Source organism: Phaeobacter sp. CAU 1743 (assembly GCF_039839315.1).
GTDB classification, from domain to species: Bacteria; Pseudomonadota; Alphaproteobacteria; order Rhodobacterales; family Rhodobacteraceae; genus Phycobacter; species Phycobacter gallaeciensis_A.
Genome location: NZ_JBDOQR010000043.1, coordinates 1 through 19,124 on the forward strand (window position 1 = coordinate 1; position 19,124 = coordinate 19,124).

Below are 19,124 nucleotides of genomic sequence, written 5' to 3' on the forward strand. Positions count from 1 at the left end.
CCCTCACGGGCATGCTGGCTGCGGGTGAGTTCGGTCCAGGCCATCGTGGTCTCCGTTCAGTGTCGTACCCGAACAGAAACACAACCTCCTGAACTCACTCAATTAGTTTCAAATCGGGCTCTTAGGGAGGGGCTGGGTCAGACAGCACGGGCGCAGGCGAGCAATTCCATCTGCGGTCATCTCGAAGCAGTCCTTGCCGCGCGCGGGACTCTCCGGGCGACTGTGCTCGCCGGCTACTGGCCGATCCGAGGAGAACCGGATCTGCGCCCGTTCCTGTCCGATCTTCACGCGGCGGGTGTCCGTATCGCGCTGCCGGTGGTGGAGACCCCCGCAGCGCCCCTCGTGTTCCGCCGATGGACGCCGGGCATGCGCATGCTGCGCGGCCATTGGAACATCCCCGTTCCGCCGACCGAGGCGGAGGTCCTGGTGCCCGATATCGCGCTTGCGCCCTGCCTCGGCTGGGACGAGGGTTGTTATCGGCTCGGCTGGGGCGGCGGCTATTATGACCGGACACTGGCCGCGCTTTCGCCGCGCCCCGTCACCATCGGCGTCGCGCTGGCGGCAGCCCGACTGACTACAATCTACCCGCAGCCCCATGACGTTCCCCTCGACATGATCGTGACCGAGACGGGCGTATCGGGGGAGCGAAAGGACCAATCATGACCCCGACGAGAGAACCAACGGCCCGGTTGAGGCGAGGCGAAGGCGCGATCGCCCGGCTTGCCTGCCTTGTGCTGCAACCGGTCCTGACGCGCGTTGTCCGTCGGGTCGCGGCGCGGCACCCGTCGCTCTTCGCGCGGCTCGGTCCGCATCAGGCGACAGATTTCCTGATCGATCCCGTGGAGCTGCCCTTTGCGCTGCATCTGCGCCCCGACCCGCACGCGCTGGTCTTCCGCGCCGTGCCGCGCGATGCGACGCCACAGGCCGGGGCCACGATCCGCGGGCCGTTCCTGCTGCTTCTGGAACTGATCGACGCCGAGCAGGACGGCGACGCGGCCTTCTTCTCGCGCGATCTGGAGGTGAGCGGGGACACCGAGGCCGTCGTGCGTCTTCGGAACGCGCTCGACGACATGGACGGCTCGCTGGCCGAAGAGACGTCGGCGATGTTCGGGCCAGCCGGACGGGCGGTTCTCGCACGTTTGCGGCGGGCCTATCCGGATGCCACCAAACCGCAGGAATACGCATGAGCCTTGCCGAACTGATCTGCCCCGCGGGCACCCCCGCCGCACTGCGCACCGCCGTCGACGCGGGCGCCGATGCCGTTTATTGCGGCTTCCAAGATGCGACCAATGCGCGGAACTTTCCGGGGCTGAACTTCACCCCCGATGAACTGGCCGAGGCGGTGACCTACGCCCATGCGCGCGGCACCAAGGTGCTCCTGGCGCTGAACACCTATCCGCCCGCGGGCAAGGTGGATCTCTGGCGGCAGGCGGCGGACACCGGCGCGCGGCTGGGCGTGGATGCGTTCATCGTCGCCGACATGGGCGTGGCCGACTACATCGCGCGGACGTATCCGGGTATCCGGCTGCACCTGTCGGTGCAGGCCGCGGCCTCATCGCCCGAGGCAATCCGCTACTATTGCGAGAATTTCGGTGTAAAGCGCGTGGTCCTGCCGCGCATCCTCACGATCCCCGAGATTCGCCAGATCCGCCGCGAAATCCCCTGCGAGATAGAGACCTTTATCTTCGGCAATCACGGGCTGATGGTGGAAGGCCGCTGCAGCCTGACCAACTACCTGACGGGTCAATCTACGAACATGGACGGGGTGTGCTCGCCCGCCTCGGACGTGGAGTATGTGCGCGATGCAGACGGGTCGATGTCTTCGCAGCTGGCGGGGTTCACCATCGACCGTTTCGGGCCCGAGGAGAAGGCCGGCTATCCCACGATCTGCAAGGGCCGCTACGCCGCGCCCCATCGCCCCGAAGGCTACTACGCCTTCGAGGAACCCGTCAGCCTGAATCTGTCGCGGCTGCTGCCGGAGCTGATCGAGGCGGGCGTGCATGCCTTCAAGATCGAAGGGCGGCAGCGGTCTAAATCCTATGTGCGCGGCGTCGTGCGGGCCTTTCGCGCAGCGGTGGACGACATCAAGGCCGGACGCGAGTCAAACATCGCCGATCTGATCGCCCTGACCGAGGGGCAGAAACAGACCCAGGGCGCCTTCGAGACAAAGAAATGGCGGTGAAGACCATGACCCAACTGACACTAGGCCCGATCGCCTACCACTGGCCCGCCGAGGCGCGGCGTGATTTCTATGCCCGCATTGCGGATGAGGCGCCCGTGGATGAGGTTTATCTGGGCGAGGTGATCTGCTCCAAGCGCGCGCCCTTCCACGAGGCAGACCTGCCCGCCACGATCGAGCGGCTGGAACGCGCAGGCAAGACCGTGATCCTGTCGACGCTGGCCGAGGTAATGTTGAAACGCGAGCGCAAGGCGACCGAGGATCTGGCCGCGATGGATGCGCCCGAGATCGAGATCAACAATGCCGCCGGCCTCTTTGCGCGCGGCAAACGCCCGCACCGGATCGGCCCCTTCATGAACGCCTATAACGAGGCGACCATCGCCTGGATGGCCGGGAAGGGCGCGACCCATGTCTGCCTGCCAACCGAGATGCCCGCCCCGGCCATCGCCGCCGCGGCGCGGGCGGCGGGCGCGCTGGGGCTCGGCGTCGAGGTGCAGGTCTACGGCCGCGCCTCTCTGGCGGTGTCGGCGCGGTGCTATCACGCCCGCGCGCACGGCCGCACCAAGGACAACTGCCAGTTCGTCTGTGAAGAAGATCCCGACGGCATGCCGCTCCGCACTCGCGACGACCGGCCGATCCTGCGGGTGAACGGCATCCAGACTCTGTCGGAAAGCTATGTCGACCTGCTCCCCGAAGCGGACCGTCTGGTTGCCGATGGCGTTACGCACCTGCGGCTGATGCCACAGGCGGTGGACATGGTCGCGGTGGCGCAGGTGTTTCGTGATGTGCTCGATGGGCGCGTGGCGACAGGCGAGGCTGATGCTCACCTTGCGATGTTGAGCGGGGATGCGGGCCTGAGCAACGGTTTCTATCATGGCACGGCAGGCTATCGCCGCATTGCCGCCGCCGCGCCGGCCTGAGCGCGCAAGGGACGCCACAAATGACCTCGACCGCCGAACAGATGCTCGCCTGGACCGGACCCGTGATCCTGACCTACGGGTTCCGCCCGTTCTTCTTCGGCGCTGCCGTCTGGGCTGCGCTGGCGATGGCGCTTTGGGTGCCGATGCTGTCAGGACACCTGATGTTGCCCACAGCCTTTGACCCTGTGTCATGGCACGCGCACGAGTTCCTCTACGGTTATGTCGGTGCCGTCGTCGCGGGCTTTCTCCTGACTGCGGTGCCGAACTGGACGGGGCGCCTGCCGATCGTCGGCTGGCCGCTGGGCGGGCTGGCGGCTCTTTGGCTCGTGGGGCGCGTGGCTGTGATCTTCTCGGCGGGGTTGCCGGCGCTGCTGGTGGCGGTGGTCGACCTGGCCTTCCCGGTCGTGCTGGCCACGGTGATCGGGCGCGAGATCGTGGCGGGCGGGAACTGGCGCAATCTGATCGTGCTGGGGATGCTCGCGGTCTTTGCCCTCGGTAACGCGCTGTTCCACTGGGAGGCCGCGCGAGGCGAGTATGCCGCGCAAGGTTACGGCCTGCGGCTGGGCCTGGGCGCGGGCGTAATGATGATCGCAGTGATCGGCGGGCGGATCGTGCCCTCCTTTACCCGCAACTGGATGGTGAAACGGCGCAGCGCCGTCCTGCCCGTGGCGCCGATGCAGTCCTTCGACAAGGGGGCGCTCGCGGCACTTCTGGTGGCGCTTGTGCTGTGGGTCGTGCTGCCTCTCGGGACGCTGACCGCGTTGGTGCTTGCGCTGGCAGGCGTGTTGCACGCCCTGCGATTGGCCCGTTGGGCAGGACACCACACCTTTGCCGAGCCGCTGGTGACTGTGTTGCACGCAGGCTATGCCTTCGTGCCGCTGGGGGCCCTGGCATTGGCCGCAGAAATCTTGGCTCCCGGCTCCTTCGGAATGGCGGGCGCGCAGCATTTCTGGTTGGCGGGTGCGGTCGGGTTGATGACATTGGCGGTGATGACACGCGCCACGCTTGGCCATACCGGGCAGGATCTGAGGGCGGGGGCGGGTACGGTCGCGATCTATCTCGCCCTGATCCTGTCCGTCTTTGCGCGGGTCGCGGGTGGCGTATGGCCCGAAGTCTCCAGCCCATTGCACACGATGGCGGGGCTGTTCTGGATCGTCGCCTTCGGGGGCTTTGCCATCGTCTATGGTTCGCTCTTGTTGCGCTTGCCCGCCGCCAAGCGGATCTGAGGCGCGCACCGATGGGATGGTTCGAGTTCGCCCTGGCCTATGTCGTCTTCTACCTGTCTCATTCCTTGCCCGTACGACCGCCGCTGCGGCCATGGTTACAGGCGCGGCTTGGAGCATCCGGTTTCACAATGGCCTATTCCGCCCTGTCCCTTGCTGTGCTGGCCTGGTTGATCGCGGCGGCGGGTCGCGCGCCGCATGTGGCTCTTTGGGACTGGGCGCCGTGGCAGGTCCATGTCCCACTGACGGTCATGGGGCCGGTCTGCCTGATCCTTGCGCTCTCCATCGGCCGGCCCAACCCTTTCTCGTTCGGGGGGGCACGCAGCAACCAGTTCGACCCGGCACGGCCCGGCATCGTTCGCTTGTCGCGTCACCCGCTGCTTCTGGCGTTGGCGCTTTGGGCAGCGGCCCATCTCGTGCCCAACGGAGATCTGGCCCATGTGATCCTGTTCGGGACTTTCGCCGCCTTCGCGCTGCTGGGAGGTCGACTTATCGATCGGCGCAAACGCCGCGAGATGGGGCCAGAGTGGCAACAGATGCGTGATCGCGTGGCGGACGCGCCGCTCCTCTCGGCGGCACTGTCGGGGGGCACTCTCCTGCGGCTTGCGGCAGGCATTGCGCTTTACGGGGCGCTGCTCTGGGCGCATCCATTTCTTTTTGGGGTCAACCCGCTTCCCTGAACGTCAATCCTTGATGTCTTCGATCCAAGTCTTCGCAGCGACGGCACGGGGAAGGCCAAGCGGGCCGATGGCCAGCATCGCGACCTGTGTGATCGCCGCAGGTTCGATCCCCTCCGATCTGGCGCGCCGGGTGTGGGAATGGACCGCGCCTTCGGAGCCCGCGCCAATCGCGAGGGCGAGCTTGACGAGGCGCTTCTCGCGGTCTGTCAGGGGGCCGCAATCGGCCGTTGCCTTGCCCAAGGCAGCATAGGCCTTCCAGACATCGGGGTGTTCCTCGGCGAGATCTCCGGCGGCGCCGGGCATGGATTTGGTCATCTGTCAGTCCCTCAGGTTGAAAAGTCATCAATCAGTGGATTTGGTTTCGCAAAGCGCTCAAGGTCCGCCTGGTTGTCGATTGTGATGCAGGTGCCGGTGACGGTAACGCCATAGGGCTGCAGCCCCTTGAAGGCCCGGCTGAGGTTTTCGGGGGTCATGCCCAACACAGAGGCCAGGCGCCGCTTTTCGAAATCCAGTTCGAACGCGGCCCCGCCGCCGGCGTGCCTTTGTTGCCTGAGCAGGTAATTCGCGAGCCGCTCGCGCGAGGTTCTGAGCTTGAGGTCCTTCTGGGACTTGATGACGGAGCGATAGCATTGTGCCAGTTCCGTGACGATCGCACGGGCAAAGTTGTTGTCGGCGTCAAAGATCGCGCGAACGTCCTGACTGGGGATGAGCGCGATCCGGCTTTTCTCCAACGTGCGGGCCGACATCAGGTAGGGCGCATCCTTGATGGTCGCCGCAAGAATGAAGGTCGAGATCGGGCGGACAGTGGCCATGCTGGTCTCTCGGCCATTCCAGGTCGAAAACAGATCGACCGAGCCCGAAATGACGATATGAAGAAAATCGCTCGGTTCTCCTTCGGTGATCAATTCGATCTGTGCAGGGAAATTCTGCACATAGGCGCCACGCATCAAGGATGTCAAATTATTATCCGCCATCTGCGCAAAGAGATCGAGTTTTCGAATATCCCGGTATTCGGAATCGGGCACGTCGTTCCCCCTTCTACTCTGCGCGCTTAACAAATGTCACCAAATTAATTGATATATGTCAACCCGTCAGTTGACCTTCGCGAACGCAGCCTTGATCTGCGACCGCGCACCGGATGACATATTTCTGTAAGCCATTTATTTCGTTAGCATTTTCTCGGTTTTGTGATCTAGATCAAGTCATGAGCGTCGCTGTGGCGTCAGGTCTGGCACTGATCCCCACGCAGGGGTGAAAGACTTATTTGCCGGAGACCCGCCATGCAGACCGTTGCAACAGCCTCACGCGCCGATCAGACGCGCGCCTTGAGCCTGAGCACGATCGCCTTTACCGCCTGTTTCGCGGTCTGGACGATCTTTTCCATCATCGGTGTCGCCATCAAGGCCGAGCTTGGCCTGAACGACACCCAGTTCGGCCTGCTGGTCGCCACCCCGATCCTGACCGGATCGGTCACCCGCCTGTTCCTTGGCGTCTGGACCGAGAAATACGGGGGGCGGCTGGTGTTCTCGAGCCAGATGATCCTGACGGCGCTGGCTACATGGGCGCTGACCCTGGCCGACAGCTACATCATGTATCTGATCGCGGCGCTTGGCATCGGCCTCGCAGGTGGGTCGTTCATCATCGGCGTGGCCTATGTCAGCCGCTGGTATGACGCAGGCCACCAAGGGACCGCGCTGGGTATCTTCGGTGCGGGTAACGTGGGCGCAGCGGTTACCAAATTCGTCGCTCCCTTCGTCATGGTCGCCTATGGCTGGCATGGTGTGGCCTATGTCTGGGCAGCGGGGCTCGCCATCATCGGCGTTTTGTTCTTCCTTCTGGCCAAGGACGACCCCGAACTGGTCGAACGCCGCAAGACCGGCACCAAGGCACCTTCGCTGGCGCAGCAGTTCGCGCCGCTGAAGAACCTCCAAGTCTGGCGCTTCTCGCTCTACTATTTCTTTGTCTTCGGCGCCTTCGTGGCACTTGCGCTCTGGATGCCGCACTACCTGATCGACGTCTACGGCATCGACGTGCGCTTCGCGGGCATGGCGGCTGCGTCCTTCAGCCTCTCGGCTTCGCTGTTCCGCGCCTATGGCGGCGTGCTGTCGGACAAGTTCGGCGCGCGCAGGGTCATGTACTGGACCTTCGGCTTTTCGCTGCTGTTCCTGTTCATGCTGAGCTATCCGCCCACGGACTACGTCATCCAGGGCAAGGACGGCGCCATCGCCTTCTCAACTCAGATGGGTCTGTGGCCCTTCATCGTCACGCTCTTCGCTCTGGGCTTTTTCATGAGCCTCGGCAAGGCGGCGGTCTTCAAGCACATCCCTGTCTACTACCCGAAACATGTGGGCGCTGTCGGCGGGCTTGTCGGCATGATCGGGGGCCTTGGCGGGTTCGTCCTGCCGATCGCCTTCGGCGCACTCCTCGATCTCACGGGCATCTACACGTCATGCTTTGCACTGCTCTTCGGACTGGTCGCCATCGCGCTGACCTGGATGCATCTGTCGATCCGCGCGATGGAGCGCGCTGCGCATGGTGAAGTGCTCGACCAGTTGCCGCAGCTGCCCGAGATGCAGGACATTCACCACCCCGAACGCACCGCCATGCCGCGCGTGCTGGAGGATTGGCGCCCTGAGGACCAACAATTCTGGGCCGAAAAGGGCCGCGCCGTCGCTCGTCGCAACCTGTGGATCTCGATCCCTGCGCTTCTGCTGGCCTTCTCGGTCTGGATGGTGTGGTCGGTCGTCGTGGCTCGCTTGCCCGCCATCGGGTTCGACTTCACCCCGGGACAGCTCTTCTGGCTGGCGGCTTTGCCCGGCCTGTCGGGTGCGACGCTGCGCATCTTCTACAGCTTCATGGTGCCGATCTTCGGCGGAAGGCTGTGGACGACGTTGTCAACCGCCTCTCTGCTGCTGCCCGCCATGGGCATCGGATACGCGGTGCAGAACCCCGAGACGCCTTACCTGATCTTCCTCGTCCTGGCCCTTCTGTGCGGGTTTGGCGGCGGCAACTTCGCCTCTTCGATGGCCAATATCGGCTACTTCTTCCCGAAGGCCGAAAAGGGCAACGCACTGGCGCTGAACGCGGGCCTTGGGAACCTCGGCGTGTCGGTCATGCAGTTCCTTGTGCCCATCGTCATCACGGCGGGTGTCTTCGGGGCCATCGGCGGCGAGCCGGTGACACTGTCGGACGGTGGGCAGCTTTGGATGCAGAACGCAGGCTTTGTCTGGGTGCCCTTCATCCTCGCAGCGACCATCGCCGCCTGGCTGGGCATGAACGACATCGCCGATGCGCGCGCCAGCTTTGCCGACCAGGCGGTGATATTCGGACGCAAGCAGAACTGGTTGATGTGTATCCTCTACACCGGCACCTTCGGCAGCTTCATCGGTTATTCAGCCGGTTTCCCGCTGCTGACGCGGCTGGCCTTCCCGGATGTGAACGCTCTGAACTACGTGTTCCTTGGACCGCTGGTCGGTGCGCTGAGCCGCGCCGGAACCGGGTGGATTTCGGACAAGTTTGGCGGTGGGCGAGTGACCTTCTGGACCTTCGCGCTGATGATCGCGGCCACCTTCGGCGTGATCTCCTTCCTCGGGCTCGGTTCCTTCGTCGGCTTCTTCGCCTGCTTCATGGCCCTGTTCTTCCTGACCGGTGTCGGTAACGCCTCCACCTTCCAGATGATCCCGGTCATCATGGGCCGCGAAATTCCGCGCCTGATGCCGCACTTGGGTGCTGAAGAGCGCAAGCGGCAGATCGCGATGGAGTCCGGCGCGATCGTGGCCTTCACCTCGGCCATCGCGGCCTACGGCGCCTTCTTCATCCCGAAGGCCTACGGCACCTCGATCGCGATGACCGGATCGGCCGTTGGGGCGCTTTGGGGTTTCCTGATCTTCTACGTGATCTGCGTGGCCATCACCTGGGTGGTCTACACGCGCCCCGGCGGCCTTCTCCACGACATCGAACATGGCCGCACGCCGCAGGGCACCGCAGCCCAGCCCGCTGAATGATCCAGTTGATTTCCCGGGCGGCGGCGCTCGCCGCCCGGACCCAGACACCCGAAAGGACAGCCCAATGAGCCATCTGCTCGACAAACTGAACTTCTTCCAGAGCAAGGAACTGGAGCAATTCTCTGACGGTTGGGGTCAAACCACCCGCGAGAACCGCGACTGGGAGGACACCTACCGGAACCGCTGGCGGCACGACAAGATCGTCCGCTCGACCCACGGGGTGAACTGCACCGGGTCGTGTTCCTGGAAGATCTACGTCAAGTCCGGCATCGTCACCTGGGAGACCCAGCAGACCGACTATCCGCGCACGCGCGCTGGCCTGCCCAACCACGAACCGCGCGGCTGCGCGCGGGGGGCGTCCTACAGCTGGTATCTCTATTCCGCCAACCGCGTGAAGAACCCGCTGATCCGTGGCGCCCTGATGCGCGCCTGGCGGAAGATGCGCGAGACCATGACGCCGGTGGCCGCCTGGGCCGCGATCCAGAACGATCCCGCCCTGCGCAACGCAATCAACAAGACGCGGGGCAAGGGCGGCTTCGTGCGGGCAAGCTGGGACGAAGCGACCGAGATCATCGCCGCTGCCAACGCCTACACGGCCAAGACCTACGGGCCCGACCGCGTCTTCGGTTTCTCGCCGATCCCGGCCATGTCGATGGTCAGCTACGCCGCCGGTTCACGCTACCTGAGCCTGCTGGGCGGTACCTGCATGTCCTTCTACGATTGGTACTGCGACTTGCCGCCCGCTTCTCCCCAGACCTGGGGCGAACAGACCGACGTGCCCGAATCGGCCGACTGGTACAACGCGGGCTTCCTGATGCTCTGGGGCTCGAACGTGCCGCAGACCCGCACGCCCGACGCCCATTTCTACACCGAAGTGCGCTATCGTGGCACGAAGTCGGCCGTGGTCAGCCCCGACTATTCGGAAGCCGCCAAGTTCGGCGACATCTGGCTGAACCCGCAGGCGGGCACCGACGCGGCGCTGGCGATGGCCATGGGCCATGTGATCCTGCGCGAATTCCACCTCGACCGGCAGGCCGAGTATTTCGAGGACTACGCCCGCAAGTATACCGACATGCCGATGCTGGTGCGGCTGGATGAAAAGGACGGCCACCTCGTGCCGGGCCGGATGCTGCGGGCTGACGATTTCGACGGCAATCTGGGTGAGAAGAACAACCCCGACTGGAAGACCGTTGCCTATGACGAGACGTCTGGCCAGATCGTGGCACCCAACGGGTCCATCGGCTTCCGCTGGGGTGAGGAAGGCAAGTGGAACCTCGAAGAGCGGGCAAAAGGGGCGGAGGCCAAGCTGCGCCTGAGCCAGATCATGGATGGCGATCACGATGAGGTCGTCGGCGTCGACTTCCCTTATTTCGGCGGTGCAGCCACGGGCGACTTCGTGAAATGTGATCACCCCGAAGTGCTGACCCGGAACATCCCGGCGCGTCGCGTGAAACTTGCCGACGGGTCAGAGGCGCTGGTTGCCACCGTGTTCGACCTGTTCTGCGCCAACTACGGTCTCGACCGTGGTCTTGGCGGTGATTGGGTGTCCAAGGATTTCAACGACGACAGCCCCTATACCCCCGCATGGGCCGAAAAGATCACCGGCGTGGAGCGTGAAAAGATCATTTCCGTCGCGCGGGAATTCGCGGGCAACGCCGAAAAGACCCATGGCAAATCCATGGTCATCCTCGGGGCCGGTCTGAACCACTGGTACCATATGGACATGAACTATCGCGGCATCATCAACATGCTGGTGATGTGCGGCTGCATCGGGCAGGAAGGCGGCGGCTGGTCGCATTACGTGGGTCAGGAGAAGTTGCGCCCGCAGACCGGATGGCAGCCCCTTGCCTTCGCGCTCGACTGGAACCGCCCGCCGCGTCACATGAACTCCACCTCCTGCTGGTACGCGCATACCGACCAGTGGCGCTACGAGACGCTGCGCGCCGGCGAAATCCTGTCACCCACGGCGCCCGAGGGCGACTGGGATATCTCCCTGATCGACTACAACATCCGGGCCGAACGCATGGGTTGGCTGCCCTCGGCCCCGCAGTTGAAAACCAACCCGCTGGAAGTCTCAAAAGCCGCAAAGAAGGCCGGCAAGGAGATCAAGGACTACGTCGCCGAACAGCTGAAATCCGGCGAACTGGAAATGTCGTGTCAGGACCCGGACGCACCGGAAAACTGGCCGCGCAACCTGTTCGTCTGGCGCTCGAACCTGCTCGGGTCTTCGGGCAAGGGACACGAGTATTTCCTCAAGCACCTGCTCGGTACCGATCACGGCGTGATGGGCAAGGACCTGGGCGAGGAAGGCGGCGTGATGCCGAAGGAGGCCGTCTGGCATGACGAGGCGCCGAAGGGCAAGCTCGACCTGCTGGTCTGCATCGACTTCCGTATGTCCACGACGGCGGTCTATTCCGACATCGTTCTGCCGACCGCGTCCTGGTACGAAAAGGACGACCTCAACACCTCGGACATGCATCCGTTCATCCACCCCCTTCAGGCGGCGGTGGACCCGGCCTACGAGAGCAAATCGGACTGGGAGATCTTCAAGGCGATCGCCCGGAAATTCTCCGAAGTCGCGCCGGAGGTGCTGGGTGTCGAGACCGACATCGTCCAACTGCCGCTTCTGCATGACACGGCCGCCGAACTGGCGCAGGCTCATGTGAAGGACTGGAAGAAGGGCGAATGTGACCTGATCCCCGGCAAGACCGCGCCCAACTACATCGCGGTCGAGCGGGATTATCCCAACCTCTACAAGAAGTTCACCTCGGTCGGGCCGCTGCTGGAAAAGCTCGGCAACGGTGGCAAGGGGATCAACTGGGACACCAAGACCGAGGTCAAGCACCTGCGCGACCTGAACGGGGTCGTGCTGGACGAGGGCGTGTCCAAAGGCCAGCCGAAACTCGAAACCGCCATCGACGCGGCCGAGATGATCCTGATGCTCGCCCCGGAAACCAACGGCGAAGTGGCCGTGAAGGCCTGGGAAGAACTGGAGAAGCCCACGGGACAGCACCATGCCCACCTCGCGGAGGGCGCGCATCACACCAAGATCCGCTTCCGCGACATCGCCGCGCAACCGCGCAAGATCATCTCCAGCCCCACGTGGTCGGGGATCGAAAGCGAAGATGTCTGCTACAACGCCGGCTACACCAACGTCCACGAACTGATCCCGTGGCGCACCCTGACGGGCCGCCAGCAGCTTTATCAGGACCACGAATGGATGCGCGCCTTTGGCGAGGGTTTCGTCAGCTACCGCCCGCCGGTGGACCTCAAGACGATCACCGCGGCCGTCAACAACGACGCGGCCGAGGGCAGCCCGCACGTGGTGCTGAACTTCATCACGCCGCACCAGAAATGGGGCATCCACAGCACCTATACCGATAACCTCTTGATGCTGACGCTGAACAGGGGCGGACCGGTGGTCTGGATGTCCGAGGTGGACGCGGCCAAGGCGGGCCTTGTCGATAACGATTGGGTCGAAGCCTACAACACCAACGGCGCGCTGACCGCGCGGGTGGTGGTGTCCCAGCGGATCAAGCAGGGGACGCTGTTCATGTATCACGCTCAGGAAAAGATCGTGAACACGCCCGGTTCGGAAAAGACCGGCAATCGCGGCGGCATCCACAACTCGGTGACCCGCGCCACCCTGAAACCCACGCATATGATCGGCGGCTACGCGCAGCTGTCCTACGGCTTCAACTACTACGGAACCGTTGGCAGCAACCGCGACGAGTTCGTGATCGTGCGGAAAATGAAGAAGATTGATTGGCTGGATCAGCCCGCAACCCGGAAAGTGGAGGCAGCGGAATGAGAGTTCGTGCGCAAATCGGCAAGGTCCTGAACCTCGACAAATGCATCGGGTGTCACACCTGCTCGGTCACCTGCAAGAACGTGTGGACGACGCGCGAAGGTGTTGAATACGCTTGGTTCAACAACGTCGAGACCAAGCCCGGCACCGGCTATCCGACGGACTGGGAGAACCAGAAGCGCTGGAACGGCGGCTGGGTTCGCTCGGCCTCGGGCAAACTGCATCCCAAGCAGGGCAGCAAATGGCGGATCTTGGCGAACATCTTCGCCAACCCGGCCATGCCCGAGATCGACGACTACTACGAGCCGTTCGATTTCGACTACGACCACCTGAAGTCCGCGCCCGACATGACCGCGTTCCCCACCGCGCGGCCCCGGTCCAAGATTACCGGCGAGCGGATGGAAAAGATCGAGAAGGGTCCGAACTGGGAGGAGATCCTAGGCGGTGAATTCTCGAAGCGGTCTCAGGACTACAACTTCGACCGGGTCCAGAAGGATATCTATGGAGAGTATGAAAATACCTTCATGATGTATCTGCCTCGGCTCTGCGAGCACTGCCTCAACCCGACCTGCTCGGCATCCTGTCCCTCGGGTGCCATCTACAAGCGCGAGGAGGACGGCATCGTCCTGATCGATCAGGAGAAGTGCCGCGGCTGGCGGATGTGCATCTCGGGCTGCCCCTACAAGAAGGTCTATTACAACTGGGATACCGGCAAATCCGAGAAATGCACCTTCTGCTATCCGCGGATCGAGTCCGGCCAGCCCACGGTCTGTTCAGAAACCTGTGTCGGGCGCATTCGCTACCTGGGTGTGATCCTTTATGACGCAGACAAGATCGAAGCTGCGGCCAGCGCCGAGCGCGAGACCGATCTCTACGGTGCGCAACTGGATGTGTTCCTCGATCCGAACGACCCCGAGGTGATTGCCGCCGCGCGTCGCGACGGTGTCCCCGAGGACTGGATCGAGGCGGCCAAGGTCAGCCCGGTCTGGAAGATGGCGATGGACTGGAAGGTCGCCTTCCCGCTGCATCCCGAATACCGGACGCTGCCGATGGTGTGGTACATCCCGCCGCTCAGCCCGATCCAGAACGCCGCTCAGGCGGGACAGCTCGCGATGAGCGACCAGATGCCCGACGTGCGGTCCCTGCGCATCCCCGTCAAATACCTCGCCAACATGCTGACGGCGGGGGACGAGGAACCCATCGTGCACGCCCTCGAACGCATGTCCGCGATGCGGCTCTACATGCGGGCGCTCAGCGTGGACGGCGTGCGGGATGAGGCGATCGCCGCCCGGGTCGGCATGTCGGGCCGGGTGATCGAGGACATGTACAAGATCATGGCCATCGCCGACTACGAGGACCGTTTCGCGATCCCCACGGCGCACCGCGAACAGAACGAGCATGGCGCCGACATCCGCGGCGGCTGCGGCTTCACCGACGGCAACGGCTGTTCCACCGGCGAGGCGGGCAAGACGACGCTCTTCGGCGGCAAGAAGAAAAAATTCGCCCTTCCGCAGGAGACCTTCTGATGCTGGACCGTTCCCTGAAAGCCCTGTCGCTGATCCTGAGCTATCCCTCGCGGGAACTTCAGGAGGCGATGCCCGAGATCGGGGCCATTCTTGGTTCCGATCCCCGCATCGCCACCGATACACGCGCCGCGCTGCGCGCGTTGACCGATGGCTTCGCAGACGCTGACCTCTACGATCTGCAGGAGAGTTATGTGGTGCTCTTCGACCGCTCGCGAACGCTGTCGCTCAATCTCTTCGAGCACGTCCACGGCGAAAGCCGGGACCGCGGCGGCGCCATGGTCAGCCTGATCGAAACCTACCGGGCGGGCGGGTTCGAACCCGCCACCTCGGAACTGCCGGATCATCTGCCGGTGCTGCTGGAATTCCTGTCGACGCGTCCCTTCGCAGAAGTACAGGAAACCTTGGCGGACGCGGCGCATATCCTCGACGCTCTCGCAGCCCGGCTTGTCCGGCGCGACAGCGGGTATGCCGCCGCGTTCGCCGCTCTTTCCCAGCTCGCCGACACGCAGGCCGACGCCGAAGTCGTGGCCGACATGCTGTCCCAGCCCGATGATGATCCGACCGATCTCGAGGCGCTCGACGCCGTCTGGGAGGAAACCGAGGTCACTTTTGGCCCCGATCCCAATGCCGGTTGCCCGCAAGTCCGCGACATGCTCGCGGCGATGGACAAACCAAGCCTCCGCGCAATGGATGCGCGGCACGTGACCGAATAATGGAGGCAGACATGCACAACTTTCTTTTCGGCATTTATCCCTATATCGCTCTGTCCGTTCTTCTGATCGGATCGGTCGTGCGCTACGAACGTGACCCCTTCACGTGGAAAACCTCGTCGAGCCAGATGCTGCGTCGTAAGCAGTTGATTATCGGTTCAATCCTGTTCCATGTCGGTGTCCTGGTGATCTTCGTCGGGCATCTCGTTGGTCTGTTGACCCCAATCGCTGTCTTCGATGCCATGGGAATCAGCCACGGGGCAAAGCAGCTTTTGGCCGTGATCGCCGGCGGTATCGCCGGTGTGATGGCTCTCGTGGGCGGTGGGATGCTCATGCACCGCCGCTGGACCGATCCGCGTATCCGCAAGACGTCCAGTTTTGCCGACATCGCCATTCTGGCACTGCTGTTGGCGCAGCTTGTGCTTGGTCTGGGGACGGTCTTCGTCTCGCTCCAGCATCTTGATGGTCACGAAATGACCAAGTTCATGTCCTGGGCTCAAGGCATATTCACTTTCCAATCCGGTGCCGCGGCGCACATCGAGGGTGTCGCCTTGATCTTCAAGTTGCACCTGTTCCTTGGGCTGACGATCTTTTTGCTCTTCCCGTTTACAAGGCTGGTCCACATCGCTTCGGGCATCTTCGCTCCGCTGCGTTACCTGTTCTTGCGGGCAGGCTATCAGCTTGTCCGTTCGCGGCGGCATCGCCCGCTCGAAGACCGCCGCCGCGCCTATGACAAGGTGCAAGCCAAGCGCGGTCCCACCACCACGACGCCGGCGGAGTGAACCAGATGAACATGGCCCTGTTTCCCGATGTCGTTGTGAACAATGAGACCATCCCCTCGGCGGCGATTGCCGCCGAGGCCCAGAACCACACCGGCCCCAAGGACAAGCCGGGCATCGCCTGGCGCAAGGCGGCGCAGGCGCTGGCCATCCGCGCACTGCTGTTGCAAGAGGCGAAGCGCCGGGGGTTGACGCCCGACCCGCTGGAACTGGCGCCAAGCCGTTTTGAGACCGAAGACGAAGCCCTGATCCGTGCCCTTCTGGATGAAGCGCTGGAAATCGAGCCGATTGCCGAGGACGCGGTCCGTGCGGAATGGCAAAAGGACCCCGACCGTTACCGATCCGCGCCGCTCTGGGATGTCTCGCATATCCTGTGTGCCTGCGATCCGCGCGACGACGCCGAACGCGCCATGGCCGAGGCGCGGGCCGTTGCCCTGCTGGCGCGACTTGATGGTGATGCCAAAGGGTTCGCCGCCGCTGCCCGTGAAAGCGATTGCGGCTCCAAGGCTTCGGGCGGCCATCTTGGCCAGCTTGGTCCGGGCGACACCGTACCCGAGTTCGAGACGGCGTTGCGCACTCTGACCGAGGGCGGCATCAGCCCCGCACCCGTTCTGTCGCGGCACGGCTGGCACATCATCCGCCTGAACGCCATCGCACCGGGTCAGGTGCTGCCGTTTGAGAGCGTCCGACCCAGAATCGCGCAGGCTCTCGAGAAGGCAGCCTGGGCGAGGGCCTCTCGGCAATTCGTCGAAACCCTGGCCCAAGGCGCAAAAATCACCGGCGCAAGCCTCGCGCCGATCTGAACCACGCGAAAGGACGTGTCATGCAACCGTCAGAGCCTCTGCTGCGTGGGAGCGGTGAGAAGCCGACGAGTCTGGGCCTGCTTGCAAATCCTCTGGATTTCATCAGCGAAGACCACCTGCGCGAGCGTCAGGTTTGCGCAATGATCGACCGGCTTGCAACGGCGGCCGTTCTCAATCGCCAGGAAGTGACAACGGTGCTGCGCTTTCTGAATGAGGAACTGAATGTCCACCTGCGCGACGAGGCAGAGGACCTGTTCCCGCTTCTTGCCCGGCGCTGCACGGAGGAGGACGCGATCGACGCCGTGATCGACCGGATCAGGACAGATCAGGATGAGGCGATGCGTCTGCTGCCCGAAGTGCGTGCAATGCTGGCCGGTTGCCTCGATAGGGAGGGCGCTCTGTCGGTTAAGGAGCGCGGGGTATTGTCCAGGTTTGCGGGGCACGTGCGCCGCCACCTGGTGGCCGAGAACGCAATCCTCTTGCCGATTGCCCGGGTCCGGTTGACCCGGGCCGATCTGCGGAACCTGTCGAAACACATGCGGTCAAGACGCGGGCTGCCAGATTTTCCGGAGACGACCGATGCTGAATGACCTCCTGGCGCGCAACGTGGCGTGGTCGAAACAACGTCACGAGGAGGAGCCTGACTATTTCACCCGCCTCGCCGCCCTTCAGGCACCCGAGTTCTTCTGGATCGGCTGTTCGGACAGCCGGGTCCCGGCCAACGTGGTTGCGGGGCTCGATCCGGGCGAAGTGTTCGTCCATCGCAACGTCGCCAACATCGTTCATTCCTCGGACATGAACCTGCTCTCGGCGCTGGAATTCGCGGTCGATGCCTTGCATGTGCGCGAGATCATCGTTTGCGGCCACTATGGCTGCGGCGGGGTCAAGGCCGCGACCGAGGATCTGCCGCACGGTCTGGCCGATCACTGGCTCGAACCGATCCGGCGTCTGGCCCGCGCTTACGCGGTCGATCTGGGGCGCGAAGTCGACCTCGAAGCACAACGCGATCGGTTGGCGGAACTCAATGTGGTCGAGGGCGTGCGGCGCGTCTGCGAGACGCCGATCTTGCAAAGGGCATGGCGCCGCGGAGCCAATGTCCGCGTGCACGGCCTGATTTACGGGCTCAAGGACGGGCGCCTGAGAGATCTCGATTGCAGCATCGGGCCCGGGCATTTCCAGCCTACCCATTCCGCCGAGGAGGCAGCACAATGACAATCCATCAAGCCATCACGTCACCGGGCTGCGGCTGTGACAGTCAGGACATGCTTCACGCGCTGATCGGCATCGACGAGGCCCTGGCCCGGATTGCAGGGCAGGTAGCACCGGTCGGCCGCACCGACGCCTTGTCGCTCGATCACGCCTTTGGCCGCATTCTTGCCCAGCCGGTCCGGTCCCGGTCCATGGCACCGGCTTTCGATAATGCGGCGATGGATGGCTATGCGATCGCTACATCGGCCCTGACTGGCGCCGGACCCTGGGTGCTGCCGGTCGTTGCGCGCGTGCCTGCAGGGCAGGCGGTGACGACACCGGTAGCAGGAGCCGTGGCGGCTCGGATCTTCACGGGCGCACCAATCCCGGATGGCGCGGACGCGGTCATGATGCAGGAGGAAGTTCAGCGTAACGGGGACGTGGTTCATCTGTCGCGCCGACCTGAATCGGGACTGAACATCCGCCGCGCAGGCAGCGACATGGCCAAGGGCGCGACCGTCCTCGACAAGGGGCAGAGGCTCGGCCCGAGGGAGATCGCCGCCTGTGCCGCCGCCGGTGCAGGCATCCTGCGCGTTCGGCGCAGGCTTCGCGTGGCACTTCTGGTCACCGGCGACGAGGTTCGGCGCGCCGGAGGCGCGCGTGAGGCCGCCCAGATCTGGGACGTCAACACTCCGATGCTGACGGCAAGCCTTGCAGCTGCGGATGTCGACATCGTTGCCTCGGATCATGGTGCCGACAACCTTGCCGGCCTTGTCCGCCAATTGGGCGACATGGCGGCGCAGGCCGATCTTGTCATCACCACGGGCGGTATCTCGGTGGGCGAAGAAGACCATGTTAAACCAGCCGTCATGGCGCTCGGAGGCGAAACCCTGTTCAGCGGCGTCGCGATCAAACCGGGCAAGCCGGTGTCGGTCGGGCGTATCGGCAAGGCTCAGTGGCTTGGCTTGCCCGGCAACCCGGTATCAGCCTTCGTCACATGGCAGGTCTTCGGACTGGCGCTGATCCGTGCCCTGAGCGGCGAGGGACCCACTCCGACCCGGCGCCATGTCGTGACCGCAAGCCCAATCCGCCGCAAGCCTGGGCGCTGCGAACTCCGGCCCGCCAGGCTGGCCGGTTTCGATGCCCATGGTCGCGAGATCGTCGGTTTCGAGGATGCCACGCATTCGGCCCGTGTCGGCCCGCTTTCCGCTGCCGAAGGATTGATCTTCCTGCCCGCCGATACCGAGAGCCTGCCTGCCGGTGCTCTGGTCGAATTCCAACCATTCTGCCAATCCTGAAGGAGC

17 protein-coding genes are annotated in these 19,124 nt (G+C 63.9%); 15 read left to right on the forward strand and 2 right to left on the reverse strand.

From position 1 onward, the window contains the following. From AAFO90_RS15965 to AAFO90_RS15990, 6 genes are all read left to right on the forward strand, one after another. Positions 1-663: 5-formyltetrahydrofolate cyclo-ligase (locus AAFO90_RS15965; RefSeq protein WP_347510004.1), on the forward strand; the 663-nt coding region annotated here is incomplete at its 5' end. Beyond that, positions 660-1,187, forward strand: a complete 528-nt coding sequence (locus tag AAFO90_RS15970; protein WP_347510005.1) for an SCP2 sterol-binding domain-containing protein — start codon at positions 660-662, stop codon at positions 1,185-1,187. The genes AAFO90_RS15965 and AAFO90_RS15970, both read left to right, overlap by 4 nt. Further along, on the forward strand, positions 1,184-2,182 hold the full coding sequence (locus AAFO90_RS15975; RefSeq protein WP_347510006.1) for a peptidase U32 family protein: 999 nt from the start codon (positions 1,184-1,186) through the stop codon (positions 2,180-2,182). The genes AAFO90_RS15970 and AAFO90_RS15975 overlap by 4 nt, the downstream gene beginning before the upstream one ends. 5 nt (positions 2,183-2,187) lie before the next feature. Next, positions 2,188-3,099: a U32 family peptidase gene (locus AAFO90_RS15980; protein WP_347510007.1), complete on the forward strand. Its 912-nt coding sequence runs from the start codon at positions 2,188-2,190 to the stop codon at positions 3,097-3,099. 20 nt (positions 3,100-3,119) lie between these two features. After that, entirely contained in the window at positions 3,120-4,325 is a 1,206-nt protein-coding gene (locus tag AAFO90_RS15985; RefSeq protein ID WP_347510008.1) for an NnrS family protein, read from the forward strand. An 11-nt stretch (positions 4,326-4,336) separates the two neighbouring features. Further along, on the forward strand, positions 4,337-5,002 hold the full coding sequence (locus AAFO90_RS15990; RefSeq protein ID WP_347510009.1) for an NnrU family protein: 666 nt from the start codon (positions 4,337-4,339) through the stop codon (positions 5,000-5,002). A 3-nt stretch (positions 5,003-5,005) separates the two neighbouring features. Here AAFO90_RS15990 and AAFO90_RS15995 read toward each other — a convergent pair whose 3' ends face one another. Beyond that, positions 5,006-5,317 carry a carboxymuconolactone decarboxylase family protein gene (locus AAFO90_RS15995; protein WP_347510010.1) on the reverse strand — a complete coding sequence of 104 codons (312 nt, stop codon included), beginning with the start codon at positions 5,315-5,317 and terminating at the stop codon, positions 5,006-5,008. 11 nt (positions 5,318-5,328) lie between these two features. Next, positions 5,329-6,027 (reverse strand): cyclic nucleotide-binding domain-containing protein, encoded by a 699-nt coding sequence (locus tag AAFO90_RS16000; protein WP_347510011.1) that lies wholly within the window; start codon positions 6,025-6,027, stop codon positions 5,329-5,331. A gap of 255 nt (positions 6,028-6,282) precedes the next feature. Between AAFO90_RS16000 and AAFO90_RS16005 the strand changes: the two genes are divergently transcribed. The 9 genes from AAFO90_RS16005 (at position 6,283) to glp (ending at position 19,118) form a co-directional block, all read left to right on the forward strand. After that, a complete protein-coding gene (locus tag AAFO90_RS16005) occupies positions 6,283-9,006 on the forward strand; it encodes an MFS transporter (RefSeq protein ID WP_347510012.1) in 2,724 nt (907 codons plus the stop codon). A gap of 64 nt (positions 9,007-9,070) precedes the next feature. Beyond that, a complete protein-coding gene (locus AAFO90_RS16010) occupies positions 9,071-12,817 on the forward strand; it encodes a nitrate reductase subunit alpha (protein ID WP_347510013.1) in 3,747 nt (1,248 codons plus the stop codon). Further along, positions 12,814-14,340 carry a nitrate reductase subunit beta gene (gene narH, locus AAFO90_RS16015; RefSeq protein ID WP_347510014.1) on the forward strand — a complete coding sequence of 509 codons (1,527 nt, stop codon included), beginning with the start codon at positions 12,814-12,816 and terminating at the stop codon, positions 14,338-14,340. Before AAFO90_RS16010 ends, narH begins: the two co-directional genes overlap by 4 nt. Next, complete coding sequence (gene narJ, locus AAFO90_RS16020; protein ID WP_347510015.1) at positions 14,340-15,053, forward strand: nitrate reductase molybdenum cofactor assembly chaperone; 714 nt, start codon at positions 14,340-14,342, stop codon at positions 15,051-15,053. The genes narH and narJ overlap by 1 nt, the downstream gene beginning before the upstream one ends. A gap of 11 nt (positions 15,054-15,064) precedes the next feature. After that, positions 15,065-15,832, forward strand: a complete 768-nt coding sequence (gene narI / locus AAFO90_RS16025; protein ID WP_347510016.1) for a respiratory nitrate reductase subunit gamma — start codon at positions 15,065-15,067, stop codon at positions 15,830-15,832. Between the two features lie 5 nt (positions 15,833-15,837). Further along, positions 15,838-16,632 carry a peptidylprolyl isomerase gene (locus AAFO90_RS16030; RefSeq protein ID WP_347510017.1) on the forward strand — a complete coding sequence of 265 codons (795 nt, stop codon included), beginning with the start codon at positions 15,838-15,840 and terminating at the stop codon, positions 16,630-16,632. Positions 16,633-16,652: 20 nt separating this feature from the next. Next, a complete protein-coding gene (locus AAFO90_RS16035; protein ID WP_347510018.1) occupies positions 16,653-17,222 on the forward strand; it encodes a hemerythrin domain-containing protein in 570 nt (189 codons plus the stop codon). Continuing rightward, positions 17,212-17,844 (forward strand): carbonic anhydrase, encoded by a 633-nt coding sequence (locus tag AAFO90_RS16040; RefSeq protein WP_347510019.1) that lies wholly within the window; start codon positions 17,212-17,214, stop codon positions 17,842-17,844. Before AAFO90_RS16035 ends, AAFO90_RS16040 begins: the two co-directional genes overlap by 11 nt. Then, entirely contained in the window at positions 17,841-19,118 is a 1,278-nt protein-coding gene (gene glp, locus AAFO90_RS16045; RefSeq protein ID WP_347510020.1) for a gephyrin-like molybdotransferase Glp, read from the forward strand. Before AAFO90_RS16040 ends, glp begins: the two co-directional genes overlap by 4 nt. Positions 19,119-19,124: the final 6 nt, after the last annotated feature.